Origin of the sequence: Flavobacterium maritimum (assembly GCF_040049085.1) — a bacterium.
GTDB lineage: Bacteria > Bacteroidota > Bacteroidia > Flavobacteriales > Flavobacteriaceae > Flavobacterium > Flavobacterium maritimum.
In genome coordinates this window covers 1-24,070 of record NZ_JBDLZY010000005.1, presented here as the reverse complement: position 1 = coordinate 24,070, position 24,070 = coordinate 1, and the positions used below count along the sequence as shown (strand labels likewise).

General features: G+C 36.8%; 15 protein-coding genes. 13 read left to right on the top strand and 2 right to left on the bottom strand.

The features are described from left to right. Positions 1-95 precede the first annotated feature (95 nt). Positions 96-785, bottom strand: coding sequence for an NUDIX hydrolase (locus ABEB23_RS11585; protein ID WP_348812765.1), 690 nt, complete (start codon positions 783-785; stop codon positions 96-98). 665 nt (positions 786-1,450) lie between these two features. Here ABEB23_RS11585 and ABEB23_RS11580 point away from each other — a divergent pair. From ABEB23_RS11580 to ABEB23_RS11520, 13 genes are all read left to right on the top strand, one after another. Continuing rightward, positions 1,451-4,498: a SusC/RagA family TonB-linked outer membrane protein gene (locus tag ABEB23_RS11580; protein WP_348812764.1), complete on the top strand. Its 3,048-nt coding sequence runs from the start codon at positions 1,451-1,453 to the stop codon at positions 4,496-4,498. Positions 4,499-4,528: 30 nt separating this feature from the next. Continuing rightward, positions 4,529-6,094, top strand: coding sequence for a RagB/SusD family nutrient uptake outer membrane protein (locus ABEB23_RS11575; protein ID WP_348812763.1), 1,566 nt, complete (start codon positions 4,529-4,531; stop codon positions 6,092-6,094). A 113-nt stretch (positions 6,095-6,207) separates the two neighbouring features. Then, positions 6,208-7,755 (top strand): alpha-N-arabinofuranosidase, encoded by a 1,548-nt coding sequence (locus ABEB23_RS11570; protein WP_348812762.1) that lies wholly within the window; start codon positions 6,208-6,210, stop codon positions 7,753-7,755. Between the two features lie 12 nt (positions 7,756-7,767). Further along, a complete protein-coding gene (locus ABEB23_RS11565; RefSeq protein ID WP_348812761.1) occupies positions 7,768-9,381 on the top strand; it encodes an arabinan endo-1,5-alpha-L-arabinosidase in 1,614 nt (537 codons plus the stop codon). 96 nt (positions 9,382-9,477) lie between these two features. Next, a complete protein-coding gene (locus tag ABEB23_RS11560) occupies positions 9,478-10,473 on the top strand; it encodes a glycoside hydrolase family 43 protein (protein ID WP_348812760.1) in 996 nt (331 codons plus the stop codon). Between the two features lie 162 nt (positions 10,474-10,635). After that, positions 10,636-11,628: an arabinan endo-1,5-alpha-L-arabinosidase gene (locus ABEB23_RS11555; RefSeq protein ID WP_348812759.1), complete on the top strand. Its 993-nt coding sequence runs from the start codon at positions 10,636-10,638 to the stop codon at positions 11,626-11,628. A 21-nt stretch (positions 11,629-11,649) separates the two neighbouring features. Beyond that, the gene (locus ABEB23_RS11550; RefSeq protein ID WP_348812758.1) at positions 11,650-13,626 is read left to right on the top strand and encodes a glycoside hydrolase family 127 protein; all 1,977 of its coding nucleotides are present in this window, start codon (positions 11,650-11,652) and stop codon (positions 13,624-13,626) included. Between the two features lie 72 nt (positions 13,627-13,698). Further along, positions 13,699-15,684, top strand: coding sequence for an alpha-L-arabinofuranosidase family protein (locus ABEB23_RS11545; protein ID WP_348812757.1), 1,986 nt, complete (start codon positions 13,699-13,701; stop codon positions 15,682-15,684). A 165-nt stretch (positions 15,685-15,849) separates the two neighbouring features. Next, on the top strand, positions 15,850-17,541 hold the full coding sequence (locus ABEB23_RS11540) for a ribulokinase (RefSeq protein WP_348812756.1): 1,692 nt from the start codon (positions 15,850-15,852) through the stop codon (positions 17,539-17,541). Further along, the gene (locus ABEB23_RS11535) at positions 17,525-18,226 is read left to right on the top strand and encodes an L-ribulose-5-phosphate 4-epimerase (protein ID WP_348812755.1); all 702 of its coding nucleotides are present in this window, start codon (positions 17,525-17,527) and stop codon (positions 18,224-18,226) included. The genes ABEB23_RS11540 and ABEB23_RS11535 overlap by 17 nt, the downstream gene beginning before the upstream one ends. Positions 18,227-18,321: 95 nt before the next feature. Continuing rightward, positions 18,322-19,836 (top strand): L-arabinose isomerase, encoded by a 1,515-nt coding sequence (gene araA, locus ABEB23_RS11530; protein ID WP_348812754.1) that lies wholly within the window; start codon positions 18,322-18,324, stop codon positions 19,834-19,836. A 112-nt stretch (positions 19,837-19,948) separates the two neighbouring features. Further along, a complete protein-coding gene (locus tag ABEB23_RS11525) occupies positions 19,949-21,130 on the top strand; it encodes an aldose epimerase family protein (RefSeq protein WP_348812753.1) in 1,182 nt (393 codons plus the stop codon). 254 nt (positions 21,131-21,384) lie between these two features. Beyond that, on the top strand, positions 21,385-21,906 hold the full coding sequence (locus ABEB23_RS11520) for a hypothetical protein (protein WP_348812752.1): 522 nt from the start codon (positions 21,385-21,387) through the stop codon (positions 21,904-21,906). 67 nt (positions 21,907-21,973) lie between these two features. Here the strand turns inward: ABEB23_RS11520 and ABEB23_RS11515 are convergent, their stop codons facing one another. After that, the gene (locus tag ABEB23_RS11515; RefSeq protein WP_348812751.1) at positions 21,974-23,893 is read right to left on the bottom strand and encodes a glycoside hydrolase family 97 protein; all 1,920 of its coding nucleotides are present in this window, start codon (positions 23,891-23,893) and stop codon (positions 21,974-21,976) included. Positions 23,894-24,070: the final 177 nt, after the last annotated feature.

The following is a 24,070-nucleotide window of genomic DNA, read 5'->3' as shown; positions in this document are numbered from 1 at the left end:
TAGTAATTTTAAAAAAAAAGGAAGCCTCTGTTTTTAGAGACTTCCTTTTTTGATTACAGGTGTTTTTATAATTGAATTACAAAAATCTAAATCATTTATAAGTTGAGCACAAAATCATTCAACAATTTTGCATCGTATTTTTCTTTATCAAATCTGTACAGGTAAGAGCCTTTTCTAGATGACATCATGTCTTTTTCATCCAGTTTCACCAGAATATCTAAGGAATTTATTTTACTGATGAAATTTCTTTTATCCAATTCTTTACTTAAAATAGCCTCATACAATTCTAATAATTGACGCATGGTAAATTTTTCAGGTAAAAGTTCAAATCCAACAGGTTTAGTGGAAGTTCTGTAACGCAATCTTCTAATGGCATGCCTTAACATCGTATCGTGGTCAAAAATTAATTTGGGTGCATTCGCAACACTAAACCATTGTGCATGATAGTTCTGAATCATCTCTGCATTGTGGTTTTCGATGTTAATCAAGGCATAATACGCGACCGAAATAGTTCTCTCAACTGGATCACGATCTATTTCACTGTATGCATGCAACTGCTCCATATAAATATCCTGAAGACCTGTATAACTATTCAATATTCTTATTGCAGCGCTATCTAATACTTCTTCTTTTTTTAGAAATCCTCCAATCAAAGACCACTTCCCTTTTTCAGGTTCAAAATCTCTCTTAATTAAAAGTATTTTTAATCCTTCATGGTCGAATCCAAAAATGATACAATCTACTGCTAATAAGACCTTATCGGCAGAACTATAACTATTTAACATACTTCTTTTTTTTGTAAATATATAAACTTCCTTATAGGTTTCATAATTTATTAATGTAGATTTTACACTTAGTAATTTAAAACCCAAAAATAACAGTTCAAAATTAACTTAAATAAGTTCTCTAACCCTACTTTTATAAAGAATCTTCCAGATTTATTCTGATTTCATTTATAGGGAGTTGCGCCCTTCAATTAATGAAAAACAAACCCTATTTTTAAAGAAAAAAACAAACTTAAAAATGCATTTTTCTATAATTTCAATCGATTGAGAAAATTATTAGCGATTTAACGTCTTTAAATCTCTCTCTTCCATTAGAAAAAACGTTGTAATAACACTACTTTTTTTACAAAAACACACTCAGCCATAGTTTAAAATTACTTCCCAACGAAAATAATTGGCTGTTTTATCAAATAATTAACATCAGCCGATTTTTATAGAAATATGGTTTTTTTTAACTAAAAGTGTGAATTTTACACAAATTAATTCCAAAAACCTCTGTTTTTTTTAGAAAACTATAATTATTAAGTGTTGTTTCTACATTTAAATTATGGAATATATTATTTTTCAGTATTTTTTTTATCATATTAATTTGTTTATGTAGATTTTTTTTAATTAAATTTACAAATGTAAAACACACACTTATAATTAACCTAAATAAAAACAGTATGATAACAACCAAACAATTATTTTTTTATTGCCATATTTTGTTGCGAAAAAAAGAGTGGCTATTAGCAATAGTCTTTATGCTATTTTCTTCCAATGTACTTATGGCTCAAAACGATAAGACGATTACAGGAATTGTAACATCCGAAAAAGATGGAATGCCCCTACCGGGAGTAAATGTTTTAGTAAAAGGAACCAAAACTGTCTCTATTACAGGTTTTGATGGTGAATATTCAATAAAGGCCGGTTCAAATAATGTTCTTGTTTTTTCATATGTAGGATCCGTTAACCAGGAAATTACAGTTGGAGACCAAGCTAAAATAAATGTTGCTTTAAAAGACAATCTTACTAAGCTTGACGAAGTAGTTGTTATTGGTTACGGAACTCAAAAGAAATCTGACCTTACAGGATCAATCAGTGTGGTAAACATGGAGAATGCCAAAAAAACCGTTACCTATGACCCGGCAAAAATGCTTCAAGGTCAGGTTGCCGGTGTAACAGTGCAGTCTTCAGGAGAACCTGGTGGATTTGTAAATATTAAAATTAGAGGAATTAACTCCTTCAGTAATAACAATCCTTTATTTGTAATAGATGGAATGATTGTGGACAGTCCTTATGATTTTTCTGCTGGTGAAATCGAATCCATGCAAGTTTTAAAAGACGCTTCTTCTTCTGCTATTTATGGTGTTCGTGGAGCAAACGGTGTCATCATTATTACAACCAAAAAAGGTAAAGCAGGTAAATTTGACATCAAATACAAATCTCTTTTTGGAGTTCAAACCGTTGCTAAAGAATGGGATGTAACAGACAGAGTAGGTTACCAAAACATTACTACTGCAGCTGAGCAAAATGCCGGATTAACAATCGCTCCAGGAAACGACCCTAACAGCCCTTACTACATCAATAATGTTGATACAAATTGGCAAGACGCTGCTTTTGAAACTGGGGTTATAGAAAACCATTCGTTGACTTTTAGCGGTGGTGCTGAAAGTTTAGGATACAACATGAATGTGGATTATTTCAAAAATACAGGTTACTTAAAAACGCCACAAGATTATGAAAGATTATCTACTACTTTAAATTTAACCGGTAAAAAAGGAAAATTTAAATACGGTTCTAAAATTGGATTTACACAATCAGATAAAGAAAATTTTAACGAGTACAATGCCGGACAATCTCCAATTGGTGATTTATTAAGTGCTATTCCTACCATGCCGGTTTATGACGAAAACAGATTAGGCGGATACGGTGGTACTGATAACTTAACACAAAGAGCCATCTCCATGAACGTTATTGGATACAATAACTTAATCACAAACAACGGAAAAAGAAACCGTTTCATTGGTGATATTTGGGGAGAACTTGAAATTGTTGAAGGTTTAAAATACAAAATTGACGCGAGTTTTGACCGTTTAGATTGGCAAAACAGAAAATTTGTACCGCCAAGTGATTTAGGATGGTATTATATTACTACAAACGACGAAGCTTCATTAGACGTGTCTACAGGAAGTCAACAAAGAACTTTCCTTAACAACTTATTGACCTACTCATTAACTATTGACAAGCATAAAATTGATGCTTTGGCAGGTTGGGTACAAGAAAGAGCCGACAACTACAACCACTGGTCAAGAGGTGTTGGTTACCAACCGGGTGAAATTAGTCATTTAGAATATGCTGATGCTACAAGTGCAGGTGAGTACGAAAACACGATTACGAATGTGTCTTACTTAAGCCGATTAAATTATGCATACGATGATCGTTATTTATTTACTGCTAACTTCAGACAAGATAAAACGTCTCTTTTTAGCCCAGAAAACAATACTGGTAATTTTTATTCTTTCTCTGGTGCTTGGAAAATCAGTAACGAAAAATTCATAAAATTACCAGAATGGGTAAGCAATCTTAAATTAAGAGGTGGTTACGGTATCTTAGGAAACAATACAATTGGTCCATACGCTTATTCTCCAACAATTAATGGATTTGCGGGCTATGACTTCAACAATGAATTGGCTCCTGGTACAACTGTGGTAAGTTCAATTGACCCTAATGTACACTGGGAAGAAACTGAAACAACCAATGTCGCTCTTGAAGTAGGATTGTTTAATAATGATTTACAGTTTACTGCTGAATATTATGTTAAAGAATCAACTGACCTTTTGATTGGTGTTCCGTTACCTTATTCAACTGGAGCTTTCCCTGCCAGTGTAGTTACAAATGCAGGTGCCGTTAGAAATAATGGTTTCGAATTCTCTGCAACCTACAACAACAACACTAATGCGTTCAAGTATAGTATTTCTGCTAACTTAGGAACAATGAATAATGAAGTATTACAAATCGGTCTTGATGGAAATCCAATCTACGGTGCGGCTTCCAAAACAGAAGTAGGAAGATCTATCGGTGAGATTTATGCATACGAAACAGATGGAATTTTCCAAAATGCTGCTGAAATTGCTGCTGCCCCAACACAAACTAATGCAGGAGTTGGAGATATCAGATTCAAAGACACAAATGGAGACGGAATGATTAGTGATCTTGACAGAACTTTTCAAGGGGTTTCTATTCCAAAATACAGCTACGGTCTAAACTTTAGCAGCTCATACAAAAATTGGGACTTCTCTATGTTTTGGCAAGGAAGCGGCGGAAACAAAGTGTTTAATGCTATGTACCGTAATTTAATGGTAGGACAATACGGAAATCACAGTACAGATATGCTTGATTACTGGTCAACTACAAATACAGATACCAATGTTCCTCGTCCAATTATTGGTGATCCAAATGCAAACGGAAGAGATTCAAACAGATTTATTGAAAGTGGAGATTACATAAAATTACAAACTTTAGAATTAGGATACCAAATCCCGGTTCCAGAAGCAAGTTTTATTCAAAAAGCAAAAGTGTATGTTAATGGTCAAAACCTATTGATCCTAAGTAAATACAAAGGATACGACCCTGATTTCAACAGCAATGACGGATTGTTCTCCAGAGGATACGACGGAGGTTCATTCCCAAATCCTAGAACAATTTCTATAGGAGTAGACTTGAATTTTTAAAATTAGCAAACCAATTAAAAACGAATCAAAATGAAACATAAAATAATATTCAATTATCTGGCTGGTTTTCTTTCACTGGCTGTTGTAACAACAAGTTGCGTTGACAATGAAGATTTACTTCAAGTTGATCCTAATGTAGAAACAGCTGGGTCATTCTGGAAAACGGACCAAGATGCCATCGAAGGTATAAATGCAGCATACGGAAGTTTATTGACCGATGGTACTTATATGCGAAGCACTCCTTTGCTATTAGATTTAAAAGGAGATGATACCAGAAGTAACAGTCCATGGGATGCCATGTATAACGTAGGACGTTTTAACTCTAATGTGTCAAACTCTGCTATCTACGGTTGGGCTTACGAAACTTATTATCAAGGTATTTATCGTTGTAACCAAGTTTTGACAAATGTACCTGGGATCGCAATGACTGACGAAACACTTAAAAACAGAATTTTAGGTCAAGCATATTTCTTGAGAGGATTGTACTTATTTCATGCAGTAAACATGTTTAAAAACGTGCCATTACCAACTGAAATTGCAGTATACAACCCTCAAAAAACAAACGAAGAAGGTTGGGCACAGGTTATTGCGGACTTTAAAGCAGCTGCCGATTTACTTCCAGCATCTTATGATAATGTTTCCGGTCTAGATGCAGGTCAAAAAGGTCGCGCTACAAAAGGAGCCGCTTTAGGATATTTAGGAAAAGCATATTTGTTCACTAAAGATTTTGAAAATGCAAAAACAAACTTCAAAAAAGTAATTGATTTAGGTGTTTACTCTTTGGTATCAAATTATCGTGATAACTTTACTGATAAAAACGAAAACAATTCAGAATCCCTATTCGAAGTACAATTCAGCAGAGAAGCAGGTGGAGTTGATTTAGGTTGGGGTGGTGCTCCAGCTTCCGGTTGGGGAAAAACTTCTGCCAGAGCTATTACTTACGGACCAAGAGCTTTTGGATGGACAGACGTACAACCAACATGGACTTTGTTTAATGAATACCATGATGAATTAACAACTTCTGGAGCAGTAGATCCTCGTTTAGACGCTACTATGTTCTACAACAAACCAGGAGGAATGCAATTGTACGGACAGGATTTCGCTACTTTTTATGCAGCTAATCCAGGAGATTTGAATGACTTATTTTGTAGAAAATATCAAAATTCTGACGGAGAATACGCAAACGAATACGACTGGCGTTCAGGAATCAACGAGCGTTTATTACGTTATGCTGATGTATTGTTAATGTATGCTGAATGTTTGAATGAAACCGGAGATACTGCAGGAGCTTACACTTACATCCAAATGGTGAGAAACAGAGTAGGTTTACCTAACTTAAGTACGGCAAAACCAGGCTTAAGCCAAGACGGTATGAGAGAACAAATTGGACACGAAAGATTCTTAGAATTCCCATTAGAAGGACACCGTTTTGATGATATCCGTCGTTGGGGATGGTTAGAAAACCCAACAAAATTAGCTTGGTTAAAAGCAAGAGATGTTGAATTCAACTCTTATGCAGCAGGAAGAGAATTTTTCCCAATTCCACAATTAGAAATGGATAACAACCCTGGAACTGTTCAAAATCCAAGTTATTAATTAGCATACATATTTTTGAATTAGTTAGAATTAGTTAGAATTAATTAGAATTTTTAATATCATGTGGTAAGCCCTACAAAGTTTGCCACGTGATATTATAACTTAAAGACAACATGAAAAAAGCCTTATTTATCTTATTTGTTTTTACTTTTTGTAATCAAACAATTGTTGCACAAAAAGAAATTACAGTCCTATCCCTAAAAAATACTCCAAATGCGCCTACGATCAACAAAAACATTTACGGCCATTTTGCAGAACATTTAGGCAGATCGATCTACGGTGGTTTTTTTGTCGGAGATACTTCGAAAATACCAAATACAAATGGTGTCCGTAATGACATTGTTGCTGCATTAAAAGAATTAAAAATACCCAATTTAAGATGGCCTGGTGGTTGTTTTGCAGATACCTATCACTGGAAAGATGGTATTGGTCCAAAAGAAAACAGACCAACAATCGTAAATACATGGTGGGGCGGGACTACTGAAGACAATAGTTTTGGAACACACGATTTTTTAAACCTATGCGAATTACTTGGAGCCGAACCTTACCTCTCAGGAAATGTTGGTAGTGGTACTGTTCAAGAACTTGCTGATTGGGTACAATACACCAACTTTGGAGGTAAAAGTCCGATGAGTGATTTACGTAAAAAAAATGGCAGAACAGAACCTTGGAAAGTAAAATTTTGGGGAATTGGAAATGAAGCTTGGGGTTGCGGAGGAAATATGACAGCAGATTATTATGTTGGAGAATACCGTAAATATGCCACTTTCATGTCCGATTGGGAAAATACAGGTGGTTTAACCCGTATTGCTTCAGGATCAAATAGTGCCGATTATAATTGGACCGAAACTTTAATGAAAAACATCCCCATAAATATGCTGGGTGGTGTTGGTGTTCATCATTATTCAGTAATCGATTGGGCTAAAAAAGGAGATGGTGTAGATTATACAGAAGATCAATACTTCCAAACGATGAAATCAGCTTTGAAAATGGAGGAGTTGGTTACCAAACATTCGGCCATTATGGATAAGTATGATGCAGACAAAAAAGTTGCTATGATTGTAGACGAATGGGGAGCTTGGTATGAGGTAGAAAAAGGAACAAATCCTGGATTTTTATACCAACAAAATACCATGAGAGATGCCGTTTTAGCAGGAGCGACTCTTAACATCTTCAACAATCATGCTGACAGGGTTCGTATGGCAAATTTAGCGCAATGTGTAAATGTTTTACAGGCTGTAATTCTTACAGACAAAGCCAAAATGATTTTGACACCTACGTATCATATCATGAAAATGTACCGTGTACATCAAGATGCCCAATTAATACCTCTTGCATTTACTTCTCCTTTATATACCCTTAATGGCGAAACTCTTCCGGCTTTATCCGTATCAGCATCAAAAGACAAAACCGGATTAACTCATATTTCATTAGTAAATATTGACGCTAAAAAGGATCAGAAAATAGAAATTGACCTAAAAGAACTTGGGCTAAAAAATATTAGCGGAAGTATTTTAAAATCTCCAAAAATTCAAGATTACAATTCTTTTGATAATCCAACAAAAATTCAACCAACCGTTTTCAAAGGTTTTGAAATAAAAAAGGGCAAACTGGAAATCACAATCCCTGCATTTTCAGTGGTGGTTTTAGAAGCTAAATAAAAAAACATTACGATGAAAAAATCAACATTCCTTTCAACATTAGTTTTGTATCTGACGCCTTTTTTAATCGCAGTGGCCGTTAGCAGCTGCTCTGGTGATGATCCGGCTTCAGAACCAACACCGACGCCAACCCCTACTCCGACACCCACACCGACGCCAACATTTAAAGGGCCAACATATTCGGATAATTATACTTCGATTGCTTCTTGGGGTAGCCGTTCACAATGGAATTTGGCTAATGTGCACGATCCTACTGTTGAAAAGTGTGGTGATTATTATTACATGTATCAAACAGATGCTTCTTACGGAAATGCCCATGATGGAAATGGACATTTCTTTTACAGACGTTCCAAAGACTTAATCACTTGGGAGTTCATGGGACCCTCTATGACTACAGCTCCAGCCTGGGTGAAAGATTCCTTAAACAATAAGAGAGCCCGCATGGTTCCTGCTCTTCCTCCAATAGAAAATCCATCTTACGGGTATTGGGCTCCTCATGTTAAAAAAGTAGGCAATAAATATAGAATGTATTACAGTATTGTGGTTACTGAACCTATCGTAGGAACAGACTACAACACCTCATGGTCAGAACGAGCTTTTATTGGTCTGGCAGAAACCGATGATTTGGCTACCAATGTTTGGACAGACAAAGGAATGGTCGTTTGCTCTGAACCGGATGGTGTAAAAAGCTATGTACGAAACGGTGGTAATGACTGGGAGGCTTATTTCAAATTCAATGCGATCGACCCAAGTTTTATAGTAACTCCAGAAGGGGAACATTATTTAATTTACGGTTCTTGGCATTCAGGTATTGCAGCCTTAAAACTTAATCCGACAACAGGAAAACCAGATAAATTAGAAACTTTGAGTGATTACGGAACCCGTATTGCAAAACGCGGAAATAGCCGCTGGCAAGCTTCGGAAGGTCCTGAAATTATTTACAATGAAGATACTGGCTATTACTATTTGTTTATGGCTTATGACGAATTATCTGTTGCCTATAACACACGTGTTGCCCGTTCAAAAAACATAACCGGTCCGTACATTGGCATCAATGGTGGCGATGTTACAAATGGCGCCGACTGTTGGCCAATGCTTACACATCCGTATTCCTTTAACTACCATACCGGATGGGTTGGTTTCTCTCATTGTTCCGTATTCCAAAATCCGGATACCAAAGAATGGTTTTACTCTTCTCAGGCTCGTTTGCCGGAAGGTGTACCGGGAATTAATGTGTCTAATGCCTTAATGATGGGTCATGTTCGAGCCATTCAATGGACCGAAGACGGATGGCCGGTAATTGCTCCAGAACGCTATGCAGGAGTTCCAAAAACAACTGTTACTGAAGCCTCTTTTATAGGACAATGGGAACAGATTACGATGAATTACCAATATAAAACGATTCAAAAATCAGTTACAATATACTTAACTGCTGATAAAAAAATAAGCGGCGCAGTTACAGGAACCTGGTCTTACGATAGTACGAAACAAGTGCTTACCGTAAACGGAATTCAATGTAAAGTAAGCGACGCCTGGGATTGGGAAGCGGCTACAAGAAAAGTAACCTTAACCTATTCCGGATTGACTTCAGGAGGACAACCGGTCTGGGGTAAAAAAATAAATTAGTCTTTTTACTAAATACAAATGCCTTTTTTAAATCACTGGAAAAGGCATTTATCACCAACACCACCTTCTTTTTATTCTTTTTAAAGAAAAATGAAAATGAAAAATACAATTATTACACTATCTCTTTTGGCTTTGGTATCGTCTTGTAAAACAATCAGACAAGATGGAGTTTCGGCTTCCGCCAATGGAGCAAACAGCACTGCAACCCCAGCGATCAACAACCCAATCATCAAAGACAAATATACCGGCGATCCTGCCGCATTAGTCTACAAAGACAAGGTGTATCTGTATGCTGGTCACGATGAAGCGCCAAACGATTTTAATTTTTATAAAATGAATGAATGGTTGGTGTATTCATCTTCAGATATGGTGAATTGGCAAGAACATCCGGTACCGCTAAAAGTGACTGATTTCGCATGGGCAAAAGCAGATGCATGGGCTGCTCAGGTTATTGAACGCAATGGAAAATTCTACTGGTATGTTACTGTTGAACACGGAGCTATTAATGGAAAAGCGATTGGCGTTGCTGTTTCAGACAGTCCAACCGGACCTTTCAAAGATGCATTGGGAAAAGCAATTATCACCAATGACATGACTACCCAAACCAATATTAGCTGGGACGATATTGACCCAACCGTGATGATTGATGATGATGGACAAGCCTATTTATTTTGGGGAAACACCGTTTGTCATTATGCAAAATTGAAATCGAATATGATTGAACTTGATGGTCCAATACAAACCATCTCCTTACCTAATTTCACCGAAGCACCTTGGATTCACAAAAAAAATAATTGGTATTATTTATCCTATGCTTATCAGTTCCCCGAAAAAATTGCCTACGCCATGAGTAAATCCATCAACGGACCTTGGGAATACAAAGGGATTTTGAATGAAATAGCAGGGAACTCCAATACCAACCATCAATCCATTATTGAGTTTAAAGGCAAAGATTATTTTATTTATCACAATGGAAGCATCCAACCTAATGGCGGCAGTTTCAGAAGATCAGTTTGTATAGACCGCTTGTATTACAATGAAGACGGAACAATGAAACGAGTGATTATGACAACCGAAGGGATAACGCAGTAGACAGTTTTCAGTTTTCAATCCCAGTTTTCAGGAATTGATTAAAAATAAAAATTAGTAAACCGTTTGCAGTTCCAGTTTTCAGGAATTGCTTTAAACATAAACGATTAATAAAACCATTTAAACATTTTATCAAATGACTTATATGGTTTAAAAAATTGAAACATGAAATTACATAAAAAAATACAGAACCTATTCTTATCCCTAGTTGTTTTAATCGGGGCGTCATCAATGGCACAAGATATTACCGTTCATGACCCGGTAATGATTAAACAAAAAGATACTTACTATTTGTATTGCACCGGAAAAGGAATCAGCGTCTTTAGTTCCAAGGACTTAAAAAACTGGAAACCGGAACCGGCTATATTCAAAGAAAAGCCAGTCTGGGTAGATAAAGTTGTCCCTAATTTCGATAATCATATTTGGGCACCGGATGTTTCCTTTCACAACAACATCTACTATTTATACTATTCAGTTTCTGCTTTCGCAAAAAATACGTCGGCGATAGCCTTGGCAACCAATACCACTTTGGACCCAAAAGACCCGGCATACAAATGGGTCGATCACGGAATTGTCATCCAATCAGTTCCAAATCGTGATTTATGGAATGCCATAGATCCCAATTTGACTTTTGATGAGAACAACACCCCTTGGTTGGCTTTTGGCTCTTTTTGGAATGGTCTCAAAATGGTAAAATTAAATGCCAATCTAAAATCAGTGGCACAGCCTGAAGAATGGTATACAATATCAAAACGTAAAAGAACTTTCGAATTAGCTGATACTGATCCCGGAGATGGTGCACTCGAAGCTCCATTTATATTTAAAAAGAATGGTTATTACTATCAGTTCCTTTCGTGGGACTTGTGCTGCAGAGGCGAAAAAAGCACCTACAAAGTAGTCGTTGGAAGATCCAAAAATATTACAGGTCCATACTTTGATAAAGATGGAAAATCATTAAACGAAGGCGGCGGAACACTCCTTATTCAAGGAAACGAAAACTGGTATGGAGCGGGGCACAACAGTGCGTACACTTTTGACGGGAAAGACTATATTGTTTTTCATGCGTATGACGCCAAACAAAACGGAAGACCTGTCCTAAAAATAGACCAATTACAATGGGACGATGCACTTTGGCCTTTGGTTGTACCAGTGAAATAAAAACGATTAATATTAGGAAAAATGACATTCATCAAAAAAACAACAATAGCCGTTTCCCTGTTAATGACCGTGTACGGACATGGGCAGCAACGCACCAAAAAAACGGACGCATCACAAAAGACCTTAAGTTATAACATCACACCGGTGAACATTCAGAATGTTAAGGTGACCGATGCCTTTTGGTTACCCATCATAAAAAAGATTCAGGAAAAAACCATAGAATATGCTATTCACAAATGTGAGGAAGAAGGTCGTCTGGATAATTTCTTAATTGCAGGGGGCAAAATGCAAGGAACTGTAAAAGGTCAAATGCCTTTTGACGATACCGATGTGTACAAAATTATCGAAGGAGCTTCGAATACCTTAATCAGTGAACCAAATCCAAAACTGGAAACACTATTAGATTCGCTCATCGGCATTATTAAAATTGGCCAGGAAAAAGACGGTTATATAACCACTTGGAGAACCATCAATCCTGCCAAACCACCAGCCCCATGGGTACCCGTAATAGAAGGAAAACGTTGGGAATCCCTGCAAATCAGTCATGAATTGTACAATTCCGGTCATTTAATTGAAGCTGCGGTAGTGCATTTTGAAGCGACAGGAAAAAGAAACTTCTTAGATATTGCCATCAAAAATGCCGATATGTTGGTGCATACTTTCGGCGACAAGGCCGACCAAGTTCATGGTGTTCCCGGTCATCAAATTGTAGAAACAGGCTTGGTAAAACTCTATCAAATCACCAACAACAGAGCTTATTTGAATTTGGCCAAATACTTTTTGGACAACAGAGGAAATCCAAAAAACCATGCATTATATGGTGCTTACTCACAAGATGACATTCCCGTTATTCAACAAAAAGAAGCTGTGGGTCACGCCGTAAGAGCGGTTTATATGTATGCCGGAATGACTGACATAGCCGCTTTAGAAAACGATTCGGCCTACCTTAATGCGGTGAACAAATTATGGGATAATATGGTGAACAAAAAAATGTACATAACTGGTGGTATTGGCGCGAAGCATGATGGAGAAGCTTTTGGTGAAAACTATGAATTGCCAAACCTTACTGCTTATAACGAAACTTGTGCGGCTATTGGAAATGTGTACTGGAATCACAGACTGCATAATTTATCGGGAAGCTCCGATTACTTTGATGTAATCGAACGTTCTTTATACAACGGCCTTATTTCCGGATTGTCTTTGGACGGAAAAAAATTCTTTTATCCAAATGCATTAGAATCAGATGGGGTTTATAAATTCAACCGTGGGGAATGCACCCGTCAATCTTGGTTTGACTGTTCTTGCTGCCCTACCAATTTAATCCGCTTCATTCCTTCTATTCCGGGATTGATTTATTCGACAAGCAAAGACGTTCTATATGTGAATTTATATGCTTCGAATACTGCTTCAGTAGCATTAGAAAATACTAATTTAGAAATTGCTCAAAAAACAAATTACCCTTGGGATGGTAAAGTTGCCATTACGGTTACACCAAAAAAAGAAGCAAAATTCACCCTGAAATTACGTATCCCGAGTTGGGCCAGAAACCAAGTTTTACCGGGAGATTTATACACTTATAAAAATGCTTCAAACGCGAAAGTTACCGTAACCATAAACGGAAAACCTATCGCTTATCAAGAAGATAAAGGATACATCACCATCACCAGAAAATGGAAAAAAGGAGAAACCATTGCACTTGACTTTCCAATGGAAGTAAAAGAAGTGGTTACCAACAGCAAAGTAGAAGGAAACGTCGGAAAAGTAGCTTTAGAATATGGCCCTATTGTATATGCTATCGAAGAAATTGACAACGCAACCGATTTTGATAAAATTACTGTTAATGCCGGTGATACTTTTAAAGTAACAAACGAACCAACCCTTTTGGAAGGTGTAAATACCATCCGAACTGAAAAATTAAAAGCCATTCCATATTATTCCTGGTCAAACAGAGGCGTAGGAAAAATGAAGGTGTGGATTAATTATAATGGGAAAAAATAAATTAAGAGACTAGGATTCTATCCCGATAGCTATCGGGACTAAGATTTTTAAAATAAATAAATATAAAGAAGCATGAAAAAAAATTTAATCACTAAGATAACCCTCTGCGGCCTTTTGCTAAATGGTTTGTATGCCAATGCGCAAAAAACGAATCTAGAAGTTGATATCACCAATACCGTAACTAAAATTCAGCCAACGATGTATGGTGTCTTTTTTGAAGACATCAACTTTGCAGCGGATGGAGGATTGTATGCGGAAATGATCAAAAACCGATCTTTTGAATTTGAAGCACCACTTATGGGTTGGGAACAACCAAATAGTGACAAGCATTCTTTCAACAAACAATCGGGTATTGCCACCACTATCAAAGTATTGGAAAACAAAACCAATCCTAATTTTTGCAGAGTATTGATCAATGATGACAAAGGATTTTCAATGATTAATGAGGGATTCCGTGGGATGGGAATTAAGAAAGATGCCAAATACAATCTTTCGCTAAAAGCGGCAAATCCTAACGGCTCCATCAAAAAAATCATCATCCAATTTATTGATAAAAACAAAAAAGTTCTAGGCGAAACCAGTATTGTACCAACAGCTAATGACTGGAAAGCATATACTGCGTCATTTACAGCTACGCAAACCGAAGCAAAAGCTCAATTGAAAATTACCTTTGAAGGAACAGGAACTATCGATTTGGATATGATTTCTTTATTCCCGGAAGATACTTGGAAAAACAGAAAAAACGGAATGCGTAAAGACATTGTTCAGTTACTTTATGATATGAAACCGGGATTTTTGAGATTCCCTGGAGGATGTATCGTTGAAGGAAGAACTTTGGCACAGCGTTACCAATGGAAAAAAACTGTGGGCGATGTTGAGAAAAGAGAAACATTGATTAACCGTTGGAATACCGAATTCAGCCACAAGCCGGCTCCTGATTATTTCCAGACTTTTGGTTTAGGATTTTTTGAATATTTCCAACTTTCAGAAGATTTAGGCGCACAACCATTACCTATTTTAAGCTGTGGAATGGCTTGTCAATTTAATACCGGAGAATTAGTTCCATTAGCCGAATTAGATCCGTACGTACAAGATGCTTTAGACCTGATTGAATTCGCAAACGGAAGCGTGGACACTCCTTGGGGTAAAGTGCGATCTGATATGGGACACCCAAAACCTTTTAACCTAAAATATATTGGTGTTGGAAATGAGCAATGGGGACCAGATTACATTGAAAGATACAAAGTATTTGAAAAAGCCATTAAAGCTAAATATCCAAAAATGATTATCGTTTCCGGAAGTGGTCCGTTTCCAGAAGGAGACTATTTTGACTATGGCATGCAAGAACTTAAAAAATTGAATGCAGAAATCGTAGATGAGCATTATTATAAGAGCCCACAATGGTTTAGAGAAAACGCAACCCGTTATGACAAATACGACAGAAAAGGACCTAAAGTATTTGCTGGAGAATATGCCGCACAAAGCGTAGCCATCGCAAGTCCTGACAACAGGAACAACTGGGAATGCGCATTCTCTGAAGCTGCTTTTATGACCGGTTTAGAAAGAAATGCTGAAGTGGTTAACCTTACCTCCTACGCTCCTTTGATGGCGCATGAAGAAGCTTGGCAGTGGACGCCGGATTTACTTTGGTTCAATAATTTAGAAGCCTATGGTTCTGCGAACTATTATGTGCAAAAATTATTCGCAACCAATAGAGGAACCGATTTAATAAATATTACCAAAGACGGAAAAGCTGTAACAGGACAAAACAATCTCTATGCATCAGCGGTGAAAGATGTAAATACCAAAGAAGTAATTGTAAAATTGGTAAATACTGCTGCAACTGCACAAGAGGTTAGTGTTGATTTAAAAGGAAGCAAATTGCAACCTAAAGGAACACTTACAACACTTACCAGTCCAAATTTACAAGACGAGAATTCTTTTGCTAATCCAAAGAAAATAAGTCCGACGGAAAGCGAATATAAGTTAAAAAGTGACAAAGCGACAATGATCCTTCCTGCCTATTCTGTGACTGTCTTGAAGCTAAAAATGAAATAATCGCAACACAATAAGTGTAAACACAACATTTGTTTTTTATTTTATACGCAAACAGCTGTTATGTTGCTGTTTTCATAAAAATTATATTGCCAAATTAAATTAAGTGTTTTTTATACACTTATAAAATAATTATATTATATTTGTACATATTTAAAAAGATTTGTGATGAAAAATTATGTAATAGGATTAGATTATGGAACAGATTCTGTTCGAGCGATGTTAATAGACACTGAGAATGGACAAGAATTAGCATCAAACGTTTGTCACTACAAGCGATGGAAAAATAAAGAATATTGTAACGCCTCTATCAATCAGTTTCGTCAACACCCTTTAGATCATATCGAAGGATTGGAAACTACCATAAAATATGTTGTTGAAAACAGCAAAGTAGACCCTTCTCTTATACGAAGCATTTGTATCGACACCACAGGATCCTCTCCAGTACCGGTTACCGAAGACGGAACACCTTTGGCTTTGACAAAAGGTTTTGAACATAATCCAAATGCCATGATGGTCTTATGGAAAGATCATACGTCTATAAATGAAGCAAACGAAATCAATGAATTAGCTGCAAACTGGGGTGGAGAAAATTTCACCAAATATGAAGGAGGAATCTATTCATCAGAATGGTTTTGGGCAAAAATTCTACATATCGCAAGAGAAGATGAAGCCGTAAGAAATGCTGCTTATACCTGGATGGAACATTGCGATTTAATGACGTATTTATTGATTGATAATAAAGACTTAAAATCCTTCAAAAGAAGTCGTTGTGCCGCAGGTCATAAAGCGATGTGGCATGAAGACTGGAACGGTTTACCACCAGAAGAATTCTTAGGAAAATTGCATCCTTATCTAGCTGCACTTCGCGGAAAATTATACGATGAAACCTATACTTCTGATGTTGTTGCGGGCAATCTAAGCCAAGAATGGGCTAGCCGATTAGGACTTTCTACAGATACCGTTATTGCAGTAGGTACATTTGATGCACATTCAGGAGCTGTTGGAGCTAAAATAGAAGAAAACACATTAGTACGTGTGATGGGTACTTCAACCTGTGATATTTTGGTCGCTTCGGAAGAAGCAGTTGGAACTAAAACAGTTCGTGGAATCTGCGGACAAGTAGATGGTTCTGTAATTCCGGGCTATGTAGGTCTTGAAGCTGGTCAATCCGCTTTTGGAGACTTATTGGCTTGGTACAAAGAATTACTGCTTTGGCCAACAGAAAATTTATTAGCTACTTCTACCCTTTTGAATGACACACAAAAAGAACAATTAAAAGAAGAAATCAGCGATAAATTAATCGTGAAATTAACGGAAGAGGCGGAGAAAATTCCAGTTTCCGAAAGCGTGCCAATCGCCTTAGACTGGATTAACGGAAGAAGAACACCAGATGCCAACCAGGAAATCAAAAGTGCTATTTCTAATTTGTCTTTGGGTACGAAAGCGCCTCATTTATTCAAATCATTAGTAAACGCCATCTGCTTTGGATCTAAAAAAATCGTAGATCGTTTTGAAGAAGAAGGAGTGAAAATAGACAGTGTAATCGGGATTGGTGGGGTAGCCAGAAAATCACCTTATATCATGCAAACCTTGGCAAATGTTTTAAATAAGCCAATCAAAATTGCTGCTTCAGACCAAACACCAGCTCTTGGTGCAGCAATCTATGCAGCGGTTGCAGCAGGAATATATCCTAATGTAATTGAAGCCAGCCAAAAAATGGGTAGCGGTTTTGATGGTGAATACTTTCCGCAATTAGACAAAGTAGCGGCTTATCACAAATTACTTTTGGCCTATGAACAATTAAGCTATTTCGCAGATCCATCCCTTAAAAAATTACAAGATGAGCTCTATGTATAAAGATTTAAAACAAGAATGCTACGAAGCGAATATGCAATTGAACGCTTTGAATTTGGTAGTCTACACCTTTGGAAACGTTAGTGCCGTTGACAGAAAAAATGGTGTTTTTGCCATAAAACCAAGTGGTGTCCCTTATGAAGATTTGAAACCGGAAGACATTGTTATCGTAGATTTCGACAATAACATTATCGAAGGCAACATGCGTCCTTCATCGGATACAAAAACACATGCTTATTTGTATAAAAACTGGCCAAACATAGGCGGTGTGGCGCATACTCACGCTACTTATTCGGTTGCTTGGGCGCAATCACAAAGAGACATTCCAATCTTTGGAACCACACATGCCGATCACTTAACATCCGATATTCCTTGTGCAGCTCCAATGAGTGATGCACTTATCGAAGGAAATTATGAGCACAATACCGGAATTCAAATTTTAGACTGCTTCAAAGAAAAAAATCTTTCTTATGAAGAAGTAGAAATGGTTCTGATAGGAAATCACGGTCCTTTTGCTTGGGGAAAGAATGCAGCAAAAGCGGTTTATAACAGTAAAGTTCTGGAAGTAGTGGCCGAAATGGCATACCTGACTTTACAAATAAACCCAAATGCCCCAAGATTAAAGGATTCCTTAATCAAAAAACATTACGAACGCAAACACGGAAAAGATTCGTATTACGGGCAATAGTCAAATCGTTTATTTGTTGAATCGTTTAATCGCAAAGCCCATTAAACAGTTAAACAAATAAATAAGTCAAAAAATAAACGTTTAAACAAAATATAATGATAGATATATCGCAAAAAGAAATTTGGTTTGTAGTAGGAAGCCAAGAATTATACGGTGAAGAAACATTAAGAAAAGTAGCCGAACATTCACAAATTATAGCAAAAGGTTTAGATGCGTCATCACATATACCGGTAAAATTAGTATATAAAGATGTCGTTAAATCTCCAGCTCAAATTACCAACGTATGTTTAGAAGCGAATTCAAACAAAAACTGTATTGGTATTGTGGCTTGGATGCATACTTTTTCGCCAGCTAAAATGTGGATTGGCGGATTAAGTATTCTAAAAAAACCGTTGTGCCACTTGCACACGCAATTCAATGCTGAAATTCCATGGAGTACTATCGATATGGACTTTATGAACTTAAACCAATCGGCTCACGGAGACAGAGAGTTTGGTTTTATCATGTCAAGAATGCGTAAAAAACGTAAAGTAGTAGTTGGTCATTGGGAAGACGAACGTGTTCAGAAAAAATTAGGCATTTGGTCCAGAGTCGTTTTAGGTTGGGATGAATTCCAAAACTTAAAAGTGGCAAGATTTGGAGACAACATGCGTGAAGTTGCTGTAACCGAAGGTGATAAAGTCGAAGCCCAAATCCGTTTTGGTTTTTCGGTAAATGGTTTCGACTCTTCGGATATAACCAAACAAATTGAAAAAGTATCCGATGCTGATACGAATAAATTAGTGGAAGTATATGAAGCATCTTATAACTTGGCTCCTGCACTTCAAAAAGGAGGAGCACAAAGAGATTCATTGGTAGAAGCTGCCCGCATTGAATTAGGACTGAGAGCATTCCTGGAAGAAGGAGGTTTTGGAGCGTTCACCGATACTTTTGAAAATCTGGGTTCATTAAAACAACTTCCTGGAATCGCAGTACAACGTCTTATGGCGGATGGATACGGTTTTGGTGGTGAAGGTGACTGGAAAACAGCCGCTTTACTCCGTGCTATGAAAGTAATGAATGTAGGTCTTGAAAATCAAGGTGGAACTTCTTTCATGGAAGATTACACCTATCATTTCACCCCTCAAAAATCATATGTTTTAGGTTCGCACATGTTGGAAATCTGTTCTTCTATTGCAGATGCCAAACCTTCTTGCGAAGTACATCCATTAGGAATTGGAGGAAAAGAAGATCCTGTTCGTTTGGTGTTTAATGTTGCTGCCGGAAATGCAATCAATGCTTCCTTAATTGATATGGGTAACCGTTTCAGATTAATTGTGAACGAGGTTGAAGCAGTAAAACCTATGGCTGATTTACCTAAACTTCCTGTTGCCCGCGTCCTATGGGATTGCAAACCAAACCTAGATATTGCAGCAACTACATGGATATTAGCTGGTGGTGCACATCATACCGTTTACAGTCAAGTTATTACTACCGAATATATGGAAGATTTTGCCGATATTGCAGGCATAGAATTGCTTGTTATCGATGAGAAAACTACCGTTAGAGAATTCAAGGATAAAATTAATGCTAACGAAGCGTACTATCATTTGTTTCAACATGGTCTATAATTTACGTCTAATGTCATAAAGTCTTAAAGTCCTAATGTATAGGATTAAAGTTTTGGTTAATTTTTAAACTTTCGACTTTAAGGCTTTTAAAAAACTAAAAAAAATACGAATTATGAATGTATTAAAACGTTGCATTTATGGAATTTCCATAATAAGTATTGCAAGTATGAATGTTCAATGTAAAAGCGATAAAAAAGTGGAAGATACTACTGCAGAAGCAAAAGCCACTGAAGTGGTAACAATCGAAAAATCTGCTTACGGAACTACTCCAAAAGGAGAGAAAATTGACAGTTACAAACTTAAAAATCAAAAAGGAATGGAAGTGGATATTATCACTTACGGTGGTATTATTTCTTCTTTAAAAGTACCTAATAAAGCAGGTAAATCCGAAGAGGTTGTTATCGGTTTTAATTCATTGGACCAATACATGAAAGCCAATCCTTATTTTGGAGCCCTTATCGGAAGATATGGTAACCGAATTGCAAAAGGAAAATTTACTTTAGACGGAAAGCAATATTCATTAGCTATCAACAACGAACCTAATGCTTTGCATGGTGGACCAGAAGGCTTTCACAGAGTCGTTTGGACAGCCGAAGAAGCAAAAGGTGGAGACAGCGCGTCGCTAAAACTGAAGTATGTGAGTAAAGACATGGAAGAAGGCTATCCTGGAAACCTGACCGTTTTTGTAACGTATACACTGAATAATGACAACTCATTAGACGTCCTTTATGAAGCAACAACCGACAAGAAAACGGTTGTGAATTTGACACAACATTCTTATTTCAATTTGTCTTCTGATTTTTCTAAGCCAATCTTAGATCATGAAATCACTATCGATTCTGATAAATTAGTTCCCGTAGATGCAACACTTATTCCAACAGGTGAATTAACAGACGTAACCAATACGCCATTCGATTTCAGAAAAGCGAAAACCATCGGAAAAGAAATTGGAGCCAAAGACGATCAGTTGAAAAAAGGATTGGGTTACGATCATTGCTGGGTTTTAAACAATCAGGACAAAGGCTATCGTTTTGCAGCTTCGGCCTATGATGCAGGAAGCGGAAGATTATTGGAAGTATATACTGATCAACCGGGAATCCAATTCTATTCAGGTAACTTCTTAGATGGAACTTTACCGATGAGAAATGGTGGAACATATGCCCACAGAACCGGTTTTTGTTTGGAAACACAACACTATCCGGATTCACCAAATCAAAAAGATTTCCCATCTACGATTTTGAATCCAGGAGAAAACTACAAAACAAAAACAAGTTTTAAATTCTCAGTTAAATAATACACTAACTATAATAGATTAGTTTTCTATACCCATAAATAAGTTAAATGGTTTGGTTTAAATATGGAACTAGTTAGTAAGCCCGGAAGATATACTTCCGGGCTTTTTTGTTTGTAATACTTATATAATTTAGACTCAATTCTTCTAATAACCAATTTAAATTTCTTACGTTTTTTAAAGCTAAATGTTTATTTTTACTGGAAATTTTTTGTTAAAAATTCCCTTAAGAAATAAACTAAATATAAGAAAACCCCATGAAAAAAATTATCGTTGCGCTTTTTTTGACAATCTCATTGGCAAGCTTCTCACAACAACTCCAATACAAAAGTGGAGGAACGGTCTATAATGCAGATAATAAAAAATTATCACCGGACGAAGTACGAAAACTTTTGTCTGACAATACTGAAGCATTAGCGCTTTATAATGCAGGCCGAAACAAAAAAACATGGGGCAATGTTCTATTTTATAGCGGACTTGGCCTTATCGCAACCAATTTGATTGTTGGAGCCAATACGGATAACACAACTGTTTCAGGATACAATAGTGGCAATCCCTACAGTTCTCCCTCTATTAGTTCCGAACGTACTGATATGACAGCGGCCATAATAGGCGGTGCTCTTTTGGTTGCTTCAATACCGATAAAAGTAGGTTATCCTAAAAAAATCAAATCTGCTCTTAGCAAGTACAACGATGGTTTAGCTGACAATTACATTTCGACACATAAAGTAACCTTAATAGCAAGTACCAATCAAGTAGGTTTTAGGTTTGAATTTTAAAAAAAATAAAAAACCTCGAAAGCGCCAACTTTCGAGGTTTTGAATGAATTGAATTCCGGACATAGAACTACAGCTTCGCTACAAACCCACCGTGAGGTTTCATCGTAACTTTTAGTTTAGTACTTTTTGACACTAGATTCAGTTGAAATCCTTTTTCATTTTCAGAAATCATAAAACCAGAGGCATTCGAAACAAACGAAAGATCAATCTCCATCTCCCTTGCAGTGTTTTCAGCATTGATGCCCACGATATGCCAAACATTATCTTTTTTTCTCGCCATAACGACGTATTTTCCGGGATAACCGTCAATGAATTTAGATTCATCCCAATTGGTTGGAATATCCTTTAAATAATCCACAACATAAGCAGGCATTTTCGCCATTCCTTCGGGAGTTTCGGCCATGTGCTGAATTCCTGATAGGAATAAAACGGGTAAGGCTAATTCAAAAGCAGGTGTAGTTTTACGAGTAATATTTGGAATCGAATCCAAAACCATCGGAGTAAAATCCATCGGATCAAAAACATTACGGGTAAAAGGAAGCATCGCACAATGTGTAGGTGCTAAATCGGCAATATCTTGAAAAAAAGTAATGTATTCGTATCCTTTAACTGCTTCCGTTGTCAACAAGTTCGGATAGGTACGTTGCCATCCTCTTGGCAAAGTGGCGCCGTGAAGATTAATCATTAATTTGTGAGCGGCAGCATCCGTCAATATATCATGATAATAGGCAATCATCGATTGTCCGTCTCCACCAAAAAAGTCCACCTTGATTCCTGCGATTCCCATCTCATTCAATCTGGTAAACTCTCTAACTCTGTCGGCATGCGTAATCAATTTGCTTTTAGGATGGTACTCTGTGCTGTTCCATGACCCTGACGAATTGTACCAAACGAGTAGTTTAACATTCTTGCCTTTGGCATAAGCCGATAGCTCTTTCATTCTTTCATCACCAATTCGCGTATCCCAATCAGCGTCAATCAAACAATACGGCCAATTCATGGCTGCTGCATAATCAATAAATTTATGGGTAGTTTCGTAATTTACAGATTCGTCTTTCAATAAAACCCAGCTCCAGGATGAAATACCACTTTTTATAAAAGAAGTATCCTCAACAGTTGATGGATCTGCTAAATCAGTTCCCAAAGTACTTTCTGTAATCGTTTGCAACGACCCTACTGTAATAATTCGCCAAGGAGTATACCATGGTAGTTCAGATTCAGGATTTAAGGCTCCGCCTGGGAAGATTTCTTCTTTTTGAGGAAAAGTTACCTGTAAAGCCTTTGCGGTGTCATTATGGACTAATCTACTACCACAATAATTCGCACGTAAACCAGTTTCAGAAACCAAAACCCAGGTGTCATTGGCATAAAATAAAGCAGGATATACCCAACCTTCTCCTATTTCTGGTTTTGTATTTACGGGCACACCCATGGCATAATGCTCTTCATAGGATGGATTGGTTTCCTTCCATCCTGTTTTAGCTTTTGACATCGGTTGCAACCAAGCCTTTGTAGTACCGTCAAAATTATAGGTGGTTTTTTCCTCCACAATTTTCTTGATTTCTTTTGAAGTTTCAGGAAAATGATACCTCAATCCTATCCCATCATGAGAAAGTTGAAAAATAATATTCATTAATTTTCCATCCTTATTTTTTAATTGAATGGTGTATTGGTTGGCAGCATACCCAATATTTTTTCGTTTGCCTTGAAGCATTGAATACTCATTGAAAATTTTTTGCGCTTTAGAAACCTTCACTATTGACAAATCCCTATAGAAATTCGCATCTTCTCTTATGATTCCAAGATCAGAAGTATTGACAACCAATTGACCTTTGAAGAAAACCTTGTAATATGGCGTATTATTTTGGTTTAAATTAAATTCAACTTTTATACTTTGATCTGCATTGACAAAAAAGTAATCTGTCTTTTTTCTAACGAAAGAAGTTAATGTTAGCGCTAATAAAGCTACAAAAATTATTTTTTTCATGATTAAGTGTTTTTTTTACACTTACAAACATACAAAAAATACTTTTATAAACTCTTAGCAATTAACTTATTAGTACTACGCTCTTAAAGTTTTCTCTTCTTGTTCAGATTATGGAATAATATAGTCTAATTTAAAAAAGCGTTCTAAACGAAAAAACCCCGTTCGTTAGAACAGGGT